We start from the raw sequence: 13,995 nt of genomic DNA, 5'->3' as shown, positions 1-13,995 counted from the left end.
CTCGTCGTCGTGCTTCCAACCCTCTGGACACCCGTCCAGCCCAGGGACGGGGCTCGAGAGCGCGACACGCTGTGCGACACGCCGAAGAACGCCTACGCAGACCCCGGACAGACGCAGTGATGCGTTTCACCACGCCCGTTCGCGGACGAGGTCACGACAGCTGGCCGCGCTGCATCGCGTCGCGCACCTCGCCCACGAGCTCCTCCAGGATGTCCTCGAGGAACACGACGCCGACGGTCCGGCCGTCCTCGTCCACCCGCGCCAGGTGCGCACCCGAGCGCTGCATGGCCGCCAGCGCGTCCTCGACCTCGTCCTGCGGCCCTACCACCGCGAGCGCGCGGACGCGCCAGGGCGGGACGGGGACGCTGCGCGCGGGCTCGTCGGCGTACAGGACGTCCTTGAGGTGCAGGTAGCCCGTCGGCCTCCCGGCGTCGTCGACCACCGGGAACCGGCTGAACCCGGTGCGGGCGACCAGCCGCTCGACGTCCTCGGGCGTGCTGCCGGCGGCGACGGTGACCAGGGCGCCCGTCCGGATCATGACGTCGGCCGCGGTGCGGTCGGAGAACTCCAGCGCGCCGGCCAGCAGTCCCTGCTCGTCGTCGAGGAGGCCCTCGGCCTGGGACCGCTCGACGATCGACTGCACCTCCTGCGCGGTGAACGCGGAGGCCACCTCGTCCTTGGGCTCGACCCCGAACAGCCGCAGCGCGTGGTTGGCGATCCAGTTGAGCACGCTGATGAGCGGCCGGACGACGCGGGCGACCCAGACGAGCGGCGGGCCGAAGAGCAGGACCGCGCGGTCGGGGCCGGCGACGGCGAGGTTCTTGGGCACCATCTCGCCCAGCACGACGTGCAGGTAGACGACGATCGCGAGCGCGACGACGAACGAGATCGGGTGCGTCAGGCTCTCGCTCACGCCGAGCGCGTGCAGCGGCCCCTCGATGAGGTGCGCGATCGCGGGCTCGGCCACGACACCGAGGCTCGTCGAGCACACGGTGATGCCGAGCTGGGCGCACGCGAGCATGAGCGAGACGTTCTCCATCGCCCACAGGACCGTGATGGCGCGCCGGTTCCCCTCGCGGGCGAGGGGCTCGATGGCGCTGCGGCGGGCGGAGATGATGGCGAACTCGGCGCCGACGAAGAAGGCGTTCGCAGCGAGCAGGAGGGCGCCGAGGACCAGCGCCACGGTGGAGCTCATGACTCCTCCCCCTCGTCGGTCTCGACCGCGCGCACGCGCACCCGCTCGACGCGCCGGCCTGCCATGGCCTCGACCTGGAGGAGCACTCGGTCGACGACGATCTCGTCACCGGCGCTGGGGATCCGTCCCAGCTCGGACATCAGCAGCCCGCCGAGGGTCTCGTAGGGGCCGTCCGCGGGGACGTGCAGCCCGGTGACCTCGACCAGCTCGTCGGGGCGCAGGACGCCCGGCAGCAACCACGAGCCGTCGGCCGAGCGGGTGTGCGAGGCGCGTCGTCGGTCGTGCTCGTCGGCGACGTCCCCGACGAGTTCCTCGACGACGTCCTCGAGCGTGACCACCCCGGAGGTGCCGCCGTACTCGTCGACGACCACCGCCATCTGCAGCCCCAGCTCGCGCAGCTCGACCAGCAGGGGTCCCAGGTGCACGGTCTCGGGCACGCGCGGAGCCTCGACCATCAGCGCGGCCGCCGGCACGTCGGGCCGGCGCTCGTACGGGACGCCGATCGCGCGGCGCAGGTGGACCAGCCCGACGATGTCGTCGCTCGAGTCACCGATGACGGGGAACCGGGAGTGGCCGGTGCGGCGGGCCAGGTCGACGACGTCGGCGGCCGACTCGTCGCGGCGCAGGACCACGAGCCGAAGCCGGTCGGTCATCACGTCGACCGCGGTGAGCTCGGTGAACTCGATCGAGTTGGTGAGCAGCGTGGCGGTGGACTCGTCGAGCGTGCCCACCTCGGCGGAGCGGCGCACCAGCGCGGCGAGCTCCTGCGGCGAGCGACCGCCGGACAGCTCCTCGCGCGGTTCCACCCCGAAGGCGCGCAGCAGCTTGTTGGCGCTGCCGTTGAACGCGTCGATCAGCGGGTGCAGCGCGATGGTGAACCCGCGCTGCAGCGGCGCGACCATCCGGGCGGTCGGCAGCGGCCGGCTGATCGCGAGGTTCTTCGGGATGAGCTCGCCGACGACCATCGAGAAGCCGTTGACCAGGACGATCGCCAGGACGCCGGCGACGATGCCGCCGACCACCTGCCCGAGCACGGAGTCCTCGAGCGGCAGCCGCAGCAGCCGCACGACCGCGGGCTGGGTGGTGTACCCGAGCAGGACGGTGGTCAGCGTGATGCCGAGCTGCGCGCCGGACAGCTCCGTGGAGAGGCGGCGCAGGGCCTTGAGGACCGACTGGCTGCGCCGGTCGTCGGGACTGGTCTGGCTCTCGACGAGTCCCGGGTCGAGCGTCACCAGCGAGAACTCGCTGGCGACGAAGACGGCCGTGCCGAGCGTGAGCAGGACGCCGAGGGCCACCAGGAGCCACTCGATCAGCACGAGCCACCGCCGTCCGGGCGACCAGGCGTACGACGAGCGCCGACCCGCAGGTCGGCGCTGGTGTTCACGACAGAGGAGGAGAAGAGGTGGCCGGCATGGTCTCCCCCGGGCTCATCGGCCCGGGCGGGACGCCGGCAGCGACTTGAGCTGCTCATGGTGCGTCGATCATACGGGCGACGGCGCGTCTTCACAGGGTCCGACCATGCGCGGGAGCGTCGACGGAGGTCGTGTGTGCGTGCCTGTGCCACTCTGGCGACATGGCGAACGTGAGCGGTGGGCCGACGACGGCGGCCGGCGGGGCTGCCGGCACGACGGTCCTGGTGGTGGAGGACGAACCGGCGATCGCCCAGGCGATCGTGCACCGGCTCTCCGCGGAGGGCTGGACGGTCGAGGCGGTCGGCGACGGGCTCGCGGGCGTGAGCGCGGCGACGCGGCTGCGCCCGGACGTCGTGGTGCTCGACGTGATGCTCCCGGGCATCGACGGGCTCGAGGTGTGCCGGCGGATCCAGGCCGAGCGGCCGGTCCCCGTGCTCATGCTCACCGCGCGTGACGACGAGACCGACATGCTGATCGGCCTGGGTGTCGGCGCGGACGACTACATGACGAAGCCGTTCTCGATGCGCGAGCTGGTGGCGCGCACCAAGGCCCTGCTGCGGCGCACCGAGCGGGCCACGCGCGCCGCCGAGATGGCGTCCGCCGAGCAGCCCGACCCCCCGCTGGTGCTGGGCGACGTCACGGTCGACCGTGCGCAGCGGCGCGTGCTGCGCGGGGACACCGAGGTGCACCTGACGCCGACGGAGTTCGACCTGCTCCTCGCGCTGGCGGCGACCCCGCGCACGGTCCTGACCCGGGAGCGCCTGCTCGCCGAGGTGTGGGACTGGGTCGACGCGAGCGGCACCCGCACGGTCGACTCCCACATCAAGGCGCTGCGCCGCAAGCTCGGCCCGGACCTCATCCGCACCGTGCACGGCGTGGGGTACGCGTTCGAGCCGAGCGACGGACCGGCCGCTGCCGACGGGCCAGGCGGGGCGAGCGTCCCCGAAGGCGCGTGAACGCACCCCGGCACGTCCGCGGCGAGTTCGTCCGCTCGCGGATCCCGGACGTCCGGCCGCTCGACCGCCTGAGCTCGATCAAGATCAAGCTCGGCGTCCTCGTCGCGGCCACCGTGACGGCGGCCGCGTTCATCACGTGGCTCGGGCTGTACAACCACCTGGGCCCGTCGCGCACGCTGCCCATCGCGGTCGCGGGTTCCCTGATCGTCACGCAGCTGCTGGCCCGGGGCATGACGTCGCCGCTGCGTGAGATGACCTACGCGGCCCGGCGGATGGCCGCGGGCGACTACAGCCGCCGCGTCCAGGCGACGAGCCTCGACGAGGTGGGCCAGCTGGCGGACGCGTTCAACACGATGGCCGACGACCTCGAGCAGGCCGACGTCTTCCGTCGCGAGCTCATCGCCAACGTCTCCCACGAGCTGCGCACCCCCGTGACGGCTCTGCAGGCGCAGCTGGAGAACATCGTCGACGGCGTCACGGAGGCCGACCCCGCAACCATGCAGGCCGCGCTGGCCCAGACGGAGCGGCTGGGCCGGCTGGTGACGTACCTGCTGGACCTGTCCCGCCTCGAGGCGGGCGACGTCCCGCTGGAGATCGCCGACGTGCGGCTGCAGGACTTCCTGGAGGAGGCGGCGGAGGGCGCGATGCTCGTCGGCGCCACCAAGCGGCTGACCTTCCCCGTCGTCGTGGAGCCGCCGGACCTCACGGTCCCGGCCGACCCGGACCGTCTGCACCAGGTGGTGGCCAACCTCCTGCACAACGCGGTGCGGCACTCCCCCGCCGACGACGAGGTGCGGCTCGAGGCGCGCCGGGTGGGGGCGGACGTGCGCATCGACGTGGTCGACCACGGCCCGGGGATCTCGCGCGAGCAGCGCCCGCACGTGTTCGAGCGCTTCGTCCGCGGCAACAACCCGGCGGTCACGGGTCAGGTCTCGACGGGCGGCACGGGCCTGGGGCTGGCGATCGTCCGGTGGGCGGTCGAGCTGCACGGCGGGCGGATCGAGGTCGCGGACACCGAGGTCGGCTGCACCATGCGGGTGACGCTGCCCGCGGCGAACCGGCGCCCCGCCTGACCTTGTTCTACTCGCGCTAGAACACTAGGCTCTGGCGCCATGACGACCGACGGCACGATCCTCGTCGACCACCTCTCCAAGTCCTTCGGCCCGGTCCGTGCCGTGGACGACCTGTCGTTCCAGGTCGCTCCCGGACGCGTCACCGGGTTCCTGGGACCCAACGGGGCCGGGAAGACCACCACCCTGCGCATGCTGCTCGGACTGGTCCGGCCGACGTCCGGCACGGCGACGATCGGCGGGCAGGCCTACGGCGAGATCCGCCGGCCGCTGCGCACCGTCGGGGCCGCCCTGGAGGCGGCGAGCTTCCACCCCGGCCGCACGGCGCTCGACCACCTGCGGCTCTACACCCCGCAGGTCGGCGTCCCCGACGCGCGCGCCGGCGAGGTGCTCGAGCTCGTCGGCCTGTCCGCCGCGGCGGACCGTCGCGTCGGCGGCTTCTCGCTGGGCATGCGGCAACGCCTCGCGCTGGCGACGACGCTGCTGGGCGACCCCCGCGTGCTCCTGCTCGACGAGCCCGCCAACGGCCTCGACCCCGAGGGCATCCGCTGGCTGCGCGGCTTCCTGCGGATGCTCGCGGCCGAGGGGCGCACCGTGCTCGTGTCCAGCCACGTGCTGTCCGAGGTGGAGCAGACGGTGGACGACGTCGTGATCATCGCCCGCGGCCGCCTCGCGCACGCCTCGTCGCTGCCCGACCTCGCCCGGATGGCGCGGGTCCAGGTCCGGGCGGTCTCACCCGACGTCGCCGGGCTCGCCGCGCTCGTCGAGCGCTCGGCGTGGACCCGCGCCGAGGCCGGCGACCCGCGGGTGGCCGAGCTCTGGGACGTCGACGCCGCCACGGTCGGCGCGGCCGCGTTCGCCGCGGGCGTGGAGCTGCACGAGCTGACCAGCCGAGATCCTGGCCTCGAAGGGCTGTTCCTGCAGCTCGTCGGCTCGGTGGACGCTCCCGGCACCGACGGGATGGCCGCCTGATGCGCGCCGCGCTGGTCACCGAGTACCGCAAGCTGGTCACCACCCGGCTGTGGTGGATCCTCCTGCTCTGCATGGCCGTCTACATGGCGTTCCTGGCCGCGGCCGTCGGCTGGGGCGTCTCGCAGGGCAACGCGATGGGCAGCAGCCCCGGGAGCGACGAGCAGCTCGCGCTGGCGCCCGACGCCGTGGTGCGGACCGTCTACACGATCGCCGTGACGTTCGGCTACGTGTTCCCGCTGCTCGTCGGCGCGCTGGCGGTCGCCTCGGAGTTCCGCCACCAGACCATCACGCCGACCCTGCTGGCCGAGCCGCGCCGGACCGTCCTGGTCTCCGCGAAGGTGATCTCGGCCGGCGTGCTGGGTCTGGTGTTCGGGCTCGTCGGCACCCTCGCCGCCGTGGGGGCCGGGGCTGCCGTCCTGACCCTGCTCGACCAGCCGACCTTCCTCGACGAGGCCTCGACCTGGCGGTCGATCGCCCTGTCCGTCCTCGCGCTGGCCCTGTGGGCGGTCGTCGGAGTCGGGTTCGGCTCCGTGCTGACCAACCAGGTGGCCGTCATCGTCGTCGTCCTCGCGTTCACGCAGTTCGTGGAACCGGTGCTGCGCTTCGTCCTCGCCCTGACCAGCTGGGGCGCGGACGTCGCCGCGTACCTGCCGGGCGCTGCCGGGGAGGCGGTCGCGGGCGGCAGCTTCTTCTCGGAGAGCGGCGTCAGCTCGTTGCTCGAGTGGTGGCAGGGGGCCCTGGTGCTGCTCGCGTACGGGGTCGGGCTGGCGGCGATCGGGCGCGTGACCACCTTCCGCCGGGACATCACCTGACGTCCGCCCACTCCCCGTGGACGGATGTGCACAAGCATGACCTCGGAGGGCTGCCGACGACCTCGCCTTGAGGGGCCGCGAACTGCGACGTTGCCCCCTGTTGACCCGCGTGTGCTGACCAGGTGAAGACGCCTGTGGATCCGTCCCGAAGAGCCGTCCTGAGGCCGGTCAGCGCGCGCGGAGGCCGTAGTGTTGTTATCAACAGAAGTAGCAGTCGGACTAGCAGAGGCGCGGTCACGAACCGCAGCGGAAGTGGGCGATCCCAGCGTGACCCAGATGGCGGATCCTGACTCGACGCGTGCCGTTTTCGGCGCAAACGAGTGGCTCGTGGACGAGCTGTTCGAGCAGTACCAGCGGGACAAGAACTCGGTCGACCCGGCGTGGTGGGACTTCTTCGAGGGCTACAAGCCCGAGGAGGCCTCGGCGAACGGCTCGACCCCGGCGCCGGCCCCCGCTCCGGCCGCCGCACCGGCGAACGGGAGCCCGGCGAACGCCGCGCCACGCGGTGCACACGCGGCTCCGGCAGCACCGCCGGCAGCCCCGCCCGCACCCGTCGCGCCCGAGCCGACCAAGGCGGCGCCGTTCGTGGAGCCGCCGCCGGTGACGTCGCCGATCGCGACCGCCCAGCCGGCGACCGCCCCGTACGCGCAGGTGGCCCAGCGGCCCTCCGCGGCGGACGAGGGCGAGGCCGCGGACGACGTGCAGAAGCTGCGCGGTCCGGCGGCGCGGGTCGTGACCAACATGGAGGCGTCCCTCGACGTCCCGACGGCCACCTCGGTGCGCGCGATCGCGGCCAAGCTCATGGTCGACAACCGCATCGTCATCAACAACCACCTCGCCCGGGGTCGCGGAGGCAAGATCTCCTTCACGCACCTCATCGGCTTCGCGATGGTCGAGGCGCTGGCCGAGATGCCCGCGATGAACACGTCCTTCACGGTGGTCGACGACAAGCCGAGCGTCCTGACGCCCGCGCACGTCAACGTCGGCATCGCGATCGACCTGGCCAAGCCGGACGGCACACGTCAGCTGCTGGTCCCGTCGATCAAGAAGTGCGAGACCCTCGACTTCGCGGGGTTCTGGTCCGCGTACGAGGACGTCGTGCGCCGTGCGCGCGGGAACAAGCTCACGGTCGACGACTTCTCGGGGACGACGATCTCGCTGACCAACCCGGGCACCATCGGCACGGTCCACTCGGTCCCGCGCCTCATGCAGGGCCAGGGCACGATCATCGGCGTCGGCGCCATGGACTACCCCGCCGAGTTCGCGGGCACCTCCGAGGACGCGCTGAACAAGATGGGCGTCTCGAAGGTGCTGACCCTCACCTCGACGTACGACCACCGGATCATCCAGGGTGCCCAGTCGGGCGACTTCCTGCGGATCATCGGCCGCAAGCTCCTCGGCGAGGACGGCTTCTACGACCGCGTCTTCGCGTCGCTGCGTGTCCCGTACGAGCCGGTCCGGTGGGTGCGCGAGACCGCCGACCCCGACGCCGACGCGATCAAGCCGGCCCGGATCGCGGAGCTCATCCACTCCTACCGGTCGCGCGGCCACCTGATGGCCGACACGGACCCGCTGGCCTACCGCCAGCGCAAGCACCCCGACCTGGACGTGCAGACGCACGGCCTGACGCTCTGGGACCTCGACCGCGTGTTCCCGACGGGCGGCTTCGGCGGCAAGCCCCGCGCCAAGCTCCGCGAGGTGCTCGGCCTGCTGCGCGACTCCTACTGCCGGACGGTCGGCAGCGAGTACATGCACCTGCAGGACCCGCGGCAGCGCACGTGGCTCCAGGAGCGGCTCGAGTCCGGGTACGCCCGCACCCCGCGGGAGGACCAGCTGCGCATCCTGCGCCGGCTCAACGCGGCGGAGGCGTTCGAGACCTTCCTGCAGACCAAGTACGTCGGCCAGAAGCGGTTCTCGCTCGAGGGCGGCGAGTCGGTCATCGCGCTGCTCGACGCGATCCTGTCGAAGGCGGCGAACAGCGGGCTCGACGAGGTCGGCATCGGCATGGCCCACCGTGGCCGGCTGAACATCCTGGCCAACATCGCCGGCAAGTCCTACGCGCAGATCTTCAGCGAGTTCGAGGGCAACCAGGACCCGAAGTCGGTCCAGGGCTCGGGCGACGTGAAGTACCACCTGGGCACCGAGGGCACGTTCACCGCCGAGTCCGGCGCGACGACCGCGGTGTACCTGGCGGCCAACCCGTCGCACCTCGAGGCGGTCGACCCGGTGCTCGAGGGCATCGTGCGGGCCAAGCAGGACCGCATCGACCTGGGTGGCGACGGGTTCTCCGTCCTGCCGATCCTCATCCACGGCGACGCGGCGTTCGCGGGGCAGGGCGTCGTGTTCGAGACGCTGAACCTTGCGCAGCTGCGCGGTTACCGCACCGGCGGCACCATCCACGTCATCATCAACAACCAGGTCGGCTTCACCACGGGCCCGTCCTCGTCGCGCTCGTCGCAGTACGCGACCGACGTGGCCAAGGGTCTGCAGGTGCCGATCTTCCACGTCAACGGGGACGACCCGGAGGCGTGCGTGCGGGTGGCCGAGCTGGCGTTCGAGTACCGCGAGCAGTTCGACCGTGACGTCATCATCGACATGGTCTGCTACCGCCGTCGTGGTCACAACGAGGGCGACGACCCGTCGATGACGCAGCCGCTCATGTACAACCTGATCGAGGCGAAGCGCTCGGTGCGCAAGCTCTACACCGAGACCCTCGTGGCCCGCGGCGACCTCACGATCTCCGACGCCGAGCAGGCGCTGCAGGACTACCAGCAGCAGCTCGAGCGGGTGTTCACCGAGACGCGGGAGGACGGCTACACGCCGGCTCCGCCCGAGGCGGAGGCCGTCAAGGGTCTCGAGCGCCCGGAGTCGCAGCTCGAGGACGCGGGCATGATGGTCGGCTGGAAGACCGCCGTCGACGCCGGCATCCTGGAGCGCATCGGTCGCGCGCACGTCCGCCCGCCCGAGGGCTTCACGGTGCACCCGAAGCTGGCGCAGCTGCTGGCCAAGCGCGAGGCGATGTCCCGCGAGGGCGGCATCGACTGGGGCTACGGCGAGCTGCTGGCGTTCGGCTCGCTGCTCATCGAGGGCACGCCGGTCCGGCTGGCCGGGCAGGACTCGCGCCGGGGCACCTTCGTGCAGCGGCACGCGGTCATGCACGACCGCGACACGGGCGCCGAGTGGACGCCGCTGCTGTACCTGTCCGCCGACCAGGCGAAGTTCTGGGTCTACGACTCGTCGCTGTCGGAGTACGCGGCCCTCGGGTTCGAGTACGGGTACTCGGTCGAGCGCCCGGACGCGCTCGTTCTCTGGGAGGCGCAGTTCGGCGACTTCGTCAACGGCGCCCAGACGATCATCGACGAGTTCATCTCGTCGGCCGAGCAGAAGTGGGCGCAGCGCTCGTCGGTCGTGCTCCTGCTCCCCCACGGGTACGAGGGCCAGGGCCCGGACCACTCGTCGGCCCGCATCGAGCGGTTCCTGCAGCTCGCGGCCGAGGACAACATGACGATCGCGCAGCCGTCGACGCCCGCGTCGCACTTCCACCTGCTGCGCCGGCAGGCGTACGACCGCCCGCGTCGTCCGCTCGTCGTGTTCACGCCGAAGTCGATGCTGCGCCTGAAGTCGGCCTCGTCGGACGTGGCGGAGTTCACGTCGGGGACGTTCCGCACGGTCATCGGTGACGACCTTGCCGCCGCCAAGGCCGGGCAGGTCACCCGCGTGCTGCTCTGCTCGGGCAAGGTCTACTGGGACCTGCTCGCGCACCGCGTGAAGACGGGCGACGAGCAGACGGCGATCGTGCGGCTCGAGCAGCTCTACCCGCTCGACACGGAGGCGGCCCGCGCGGCCGTGGCGCCGTTCGAGGGTGCCGAGCTGGTGTGGGTCCAGGACGAGCCGCGCAACCAGGGGCCGTGGACGTTCCTGTCCATGCACCTGCCGCAGCTGCTGAACCGCACGCTCCGGGTGGTCTCCCGCAAGGAGTCCGCGTCTCCGGCTGCCGGGTCCGCCAAGAAGCACCAGGCGCAGCAGGCGCAGCTCATCGAGACCGCGTTCGCACGCTGAGGTCCGGCTGACCGAGAGCCGCATCCCTGCCGGGGTGCGGCTCTCGGCGCGTCAGGCGACGGGAGCGGGGGCGAACGTCCGCCGGTAGGCCTGTGGGCTGGTGCCGAGCGTCCGGGCGAAGTGGTGCCGCAGCACCGCGGCGGTGCCGAACCCGCACAGGCGGGCGATCTCCTCGATGCTCGCGTCCGACCGCTCGAGCATCTCCTGGGCGCGCACGACCCGCTGCCGGGTGACCCACGCGGCGGGCGTCGTGCCGGTCTCGGCCCGGAAGCGGCGGGCGAACGTCCGCTCCGACACGAAGGCGCGAGCGGCCAGGTCGGGCACGCTCATCTCCTCCTCGAGGTTCTCGACCATCCACGCGAGCAGCGGTGCGAGGGTGTCGGCGTCGCACGGCAGCGGCGTGTCCACGTACTGCGCCTGACCGCCGTCCCGGTGCGGGGGCACGACCATCCGGCGCGCGATGGCCGACGCGGCGGCGGCGCCCAGCTCGCGCCGCACGAGGTGCAGGCACGCGTCGATCCCGGCCGCGGTGCCGGCGCTGGTGATCACCCGGTCGTCGTCGACGTACAGGACCGCCGGGTTGACGCGTGCCTCCGGGAAGCGTCGGCTCATCGCCTCGGTGTGCATCCAGTGCGTGGTGCACTGGCGCCCGTCGAGCAGCCCGGCCTCACCGAGCGCGAACGAGCCGCTGCAGATGCTCAGCACCCAGGCGCCGCGCGCGTGCGCGTCGCGCAGGACGTCGAGCACCACCTCGGGAACCGGTCCGTCACTGCCGTACGCAGGCACGATGACCAGGTCGACGTCGCGCGTCGCCTCCAGGCCGTGCTCGACGACGATGGAGAAGTACCCGGCGTCCTTCGTGGTCACGAGCCCGGGCTCGAGACCGCAGATCCGGAAGTCGAAGGCGGGTCCGCCCGTGTCGCGGCGGTCGATGCCGAAGACCTCGCACGCGACCCCCAGCTCGAAGGGCGCGACGTTCGGCAGGGCGATGACGGCGACGGATCGAAGCATGCTGCAAGCATCGGCAGTCACTGGCAGAAAGTCAACGGTCATCGTCAGTCCTGCCACTCGTGGCACCTTGTACACGAGCGCAGACTTTCTGCCATGACCACTTTCTGGATCGTTCTCACCGTCGTCGTCGCGGCCTGGGTGCTGGCCCGCCTGGTCGTGGCCCTGCGCAGCGACGGGCTCGGCAGCGCCCAGCCCCCCGCCTCCCACGCGGACTGGTCGGACGCCGCGTCCGACCTGCCCAGCCACCCGTACCGCAGCGCCTGACACCCACACAGGTTCCACCCACGACAGGCCCGGCGATGAACCCGCGGCCGTCGTCGCACCCTGAGAGACTGTCCGACGACGGCCGTCGCCCGACGGCCGGTCGAGGTCGGACGGCGAGAGGTGACGCGCGTGGGAGAGCTGCCGCTGCGACTGGCGGTGGTCGGTGACGAGCTCGTCGCCGGCGCAGGCGACCCCAAGGGCCTGGGCTGGGTGGGACGCGTGACCGCGCGGACGCCGACGCCCGACCCGCTGACCGTCCTCACGCTCGCCGTGCCGGGCGAGACCACCACCGGTCTCGGCGCGCGGTGGGACGAGGAGGCCTCGCGCCGCTGGTCGCCGGACACCGACAACCGCCTCGTGGTCGCCCTCGGTCGCGCCGACGTCGACGCCGGCCTCTCCCTGGCCCGCAGCAGGCTGAACCTGGCCAACATCCTCGACGTGGCCGACCAGCGCCGGATCCCCGCGTTCGTCGTGGGCCCGCCGCCGGGGTCCACGGCCGACAGCGAGAAGCTCGCCGACCTGTCCGCCGCCTTCGCGGACGTCGCCGCCCGACGGCGGGTGCCGTTCGTCGACACCTACACGCCGCTCGCCGCGCACGACCAGTGGCTGGGCGACCTCGCGGCCGGTGACGGCGTCCTGCCCGGCCAGGCCGGGTACGGGCTGATGGCCTGGCTGGTGCTGCACACCGGCTGGCACGCCTGGCTGGGCCTGCCCGACGACGGCGCCTGACCGCAGGTCGTCAGCGCAGGGTGCCGCGCACCGCGATCAGGGCCGAGTCGAGGACGGTCCGCAGCGTGTCGAGCGTGAGCTGCTGGACCTGCCCGCCGGCATCGGCCCGCCGCAGGTCCGCACGGACCTCGTCGCGGAACCTCTGGATCATCGCCTCGGCGTCCATGTACCGCACGTGTGACGCGAGCCGCGGGTCGGCCGGCGCCTCCGTGGTGTGCGGGACCGCTGAGGCGCGAGCCTGCTGAGCGGCCGCCGCCAGGTCGGCGCGCAGCCCGCGCATGGACCCGCGGACGTCCTCGCGCACCTGCGCGGCCCGCTCCCGCACGGACTCGGCGATGCCCTCCTCGAGGTGGCTGAGCTCCGCCCGGCGCGCGTCGAGCTCGGCGTAGCCGGCCTCCGTGAGCGCGTAGGTGCTCTTGCGCTCCTCGTCGACCCGCTGCACCAGGCCCTCCTCCTCGAGCCGGGCCAGCCGCGGGTACACCGTGCCCGGGCTCGGGCGGTACGTGCCGCCGAACCGGTCCGACAGCGCGGTGATGAGCTCGTAGCCGTGCTTGGGGCCACCCTCCAGCAGCGACAGCAGGTAGAGGCGCAGCTGTCCGTGCGCGAAGACGGGTGCCATCATCACGCGACCCCGGTCCCTGCGCCGCGCAGCACCGTGACGTGCCCGGAGACGGTGCTGGCCGACACGAAGCACGCGCCGTCGCCGGTGCGCTGGTCGACCTTGCGGTGCCCGGGGGTGGTGCCCTTGTACTCCTCGCCGTCCACCACGAGGCGCCCGGACACCGACTGCCCCTTGACCTGCACGCCCTTGCCCTCGGGCAGCCGGACCGTGACGTCACCGGAGACGGTCGTCGCGGTCACGCTCGACGTCCCGGACGTGACGTCGAAGGTCAACGAGCCCGAGACCGAGTTGGCCTGGACGACGCTCAGCTCACCCGACGCGGCGAGCTCGCCCGAGACCGAGTTGAGCTTGAGGTCCCCGCGGTGGTCGCGGATGACGATCTCGCCGGAGACCGTGTTCGCACCGAGCCGTCCGCTGGTGCCGTCGGTGATGAGGGTGCCGGAGACCGTGGACACCGACGCGTCCTGCGCGATCCCCGCGAGGAGCCCGTCGGCCGTCACCGTGCCCACCTTCGCCAGCACGCCGCGGGGCACGGCGATGTGGACGTCGGCGCGGTCCTTGCCGCGGAAGTTGCGGAACTTCTCCAGGAACCCGTCCCAGCCGCCCAGCGTGAACTGGTAGCCGACGCGGAGCTCGCCCTCCGACAGGCTGACCTCGAGGGGCCGGCCGTCGACGTCGTGCACCTCGATGCGGGCGCCCGGTCCGTCGTGCGCGACGACGTCGACGCGGCCACCGACCAGCTGGACACGCAGGCTGGTGACCGCCTCGATCTCGATGATCTGCGGGCCGGCGACGACCCAGGACTCGCTTGCCATGATGCTCTCCCTGTCGCGATATATCTCGTTCCGCCAGACACGTTATATCTCGTTCCGACGGAGCGCAAGATCTCGAGT

12 protein-coding genes are annotated in these 13,995 nt (G+C 72.3%); 7 read left to right on the top strand and 5 right to left on the bottom strand.

Features of this window, described 5'->3' with window-relative positions; genetic code table 11:
* Positions 1 to 151: 151 nt before the first annotated feature.
* Both CXY01_RS16830 and CXY01_RS16825 read right to left on the bottom strand, forming a co-directional pair.
* Positions 152 to 1,195 carry a hemolysin family protein gene (locus tag CXY01_RS16830; RefSeq protein WP_146929543.1) on the bottom strand — a complete coding sequence of 348 codons (1,044 nt, stop codon included), beginning with the start codon at positions 1,193 to 1,195 and terminating at the stop codon, positions 152 to 154.
* Entirely contained in the window at positions 1,192 to 2,511 is a 1,320-nt protein-coding gene (locus CXY01_RS16825) for a hemolysin family protein (protein ID WP_146929540.1), read from the bottom strand. Before CXY01_RS16825 ends, CXY01_RS16830 begins: the two co-directional genes overlap by 4 nt.
* A 257-nt stretch (positions 2,512 to 2,768) precedes the next feature.
* Between CXY01_RS16825 and CXY01_RS16820 the strand changes: the two genes are divergently transcribed.
* From CXY01_RS16820 to CXY01_RS16800, 5 genes are all read left to right on the top strand, one after another.
* Positions 2,769 to 3,563 carry a response regulator transcription factor gene (locus CXY01_RS16820; protein WP_146929537.1) on the top strand — a complete coding sequence of 265 codons (795 nt, stop codon included), beginning with the start codon at positions 2,769 to 2,771 and terminating at the stop codon, positions 3,561 to 3,563.
* Positions 3,560 to 4,636, top strand: coding sequence for a sensor histidine kinase (locus CXY01_RS16815; protein ID WP_146929534.1), 1,077 nt, complete (start codon positions 3,560 to 3,562; stop codon positions 4,634 to 4,636). Before CXY01_RS16820 ends, CXY01_RS16815 begins: the two co-directional genes overlap by 4 nt.
* A gap of 39 nt (positions 4,637 to 4,675) precedes the next feature.
* Entirely contained in the window at positions 4,676 to 5,605 is a 930-nt protein-coding gene (locus CXY01_RS16810; protein WP_146929531.1) for an ATP-binding cassette domain-containing protein, read from the top strand.
* On the top strand, positions 5,605 to 6,417 hold the full coding sequence (locus tag CXY01_RS16805; protein ID WP_146929528.1) for an ABC transporter permease: 813 nt from the start codon (positions 5,605 to 5,607) through the stop codon (positions 6,415 to 6,417). The genes CXY01_RS16810 and CXY01_RS16805 overlap by 1 nt, the downstream gene beginning before the upstream one ends.
* 276 nt (positions 6,418 to 6,693) lie before the next feature.
* Complete coding sequence (locus tag CXY01_RS16800) at positions 6,694 to 10,476, top strand: multifunctional oxoglutarate decarboxylase/oxoglutarate dehydrogenase thiamine pyrophosphate-binding subunit/dihydrolipoyllysine-residue succinyltransferase subunit (RefSeq protein WP_146929525.1); 3,783 nt, start codon at positions 6,694 to 6,696, stop codon at positions 10,474 to 10,476.
* Between the two features lie 51 nt (positions 10,477 to 10,527).
* Here the strand turns inward: CXY01_RS16800 and CXY01_RS16795 are convergent, their stop codons facing one another.
* Positions 10,528 to 11,487 (bottom strand): GlxA family transcriptional regulator, encoded by a 960-nt coding sequence (locus tag CXY01_RS16795; RefSeq protein WP_146929522.1) that lies wholly within the window; start codon positions 11,485 to 11,487, stop codon positions 10,528 to 10,530.
* Positions 11,488 to 11,580: 93 nt separating this feature from the next.
* Here CXY01_RS16795 and CXY01_RS20925 point away from each other — a divergent pair, with 93 nt between their 5' ends.
* Together CXY01_RS20925 and CXY01_RS16790 are read left to right on the top strand one after the other, a co-directional pair.
* The gene (locus tag CXY01_RS20925; protein ID WP_186813439.1) at positions 11,581 to 11,751 is read left to right on the top strand and encodes a hypothetical protein; all 171 of its coding nucleotides are present in this window, start codon (positions 11,581 to 11,583) and stop codon (positions 11,749 to 11,751) included.
* Positions 11,752 to 11,880: 129 nt separating this feature from the next.
* The gene (locus CXY01_RS16790) at positions 11,881 to 12,480 is read left to right on the top strand and encodes a GDSL-type esterase/lipase family protein (protein ID WP_146929518.1); all 600 of its coding nucleotides are present in this window, start codon (positions 11,881 to 11,883) and stop codon (positions 12,478 to 12,480) included.
* A gap of 10 nt (positions 12,481 to 12,490) precedes the next feature.
* Here the strand turns inward: CXY01_RS16790 and CXY01_RS16785 are convergent, their stop codons facing one another.
* A complete protein-coding gene (locus tag CXY01_RS16785; protein WP_146929707.1) occupies positions 12,491 to 13,099 on the bottom strand; it encodes a PadR family transcriptional regulator in 609 nt (202 codons plus the stop codon).
* A 2-nt stretch (positions 13,100 to 13,101) separates the two neighbouring features.
* Entirely contained in the window at positions 13,102 to 13,917 is an 816-nt protein-coding gene (locus tag CXY01_RS16780; RefSeq protein ID WP_146929515.1) for a DUF4097 family beta strand repeat-containing protein, read from the bottom strand.
* Between the last annotated feature and the right edge of the window lie 78 nt (positions 13,918 to 13,995).

It is taken from the genome of Cellulomonas xylanilytica (assembly GCF_007989805.1).
Classification (GTDB): domain Bacteria; phylum Actinomycetota; class Actinomycetes; order Actinomycetales; family Cellulomonadaceae; genus Cellulomonas; species Cellulomonas xylanilytica.
The sequence above is the reverse complement of the archived record's forward strand: the minus strand, read 5'-3'. Positions and strand labels throughout refer to the sequence as shown.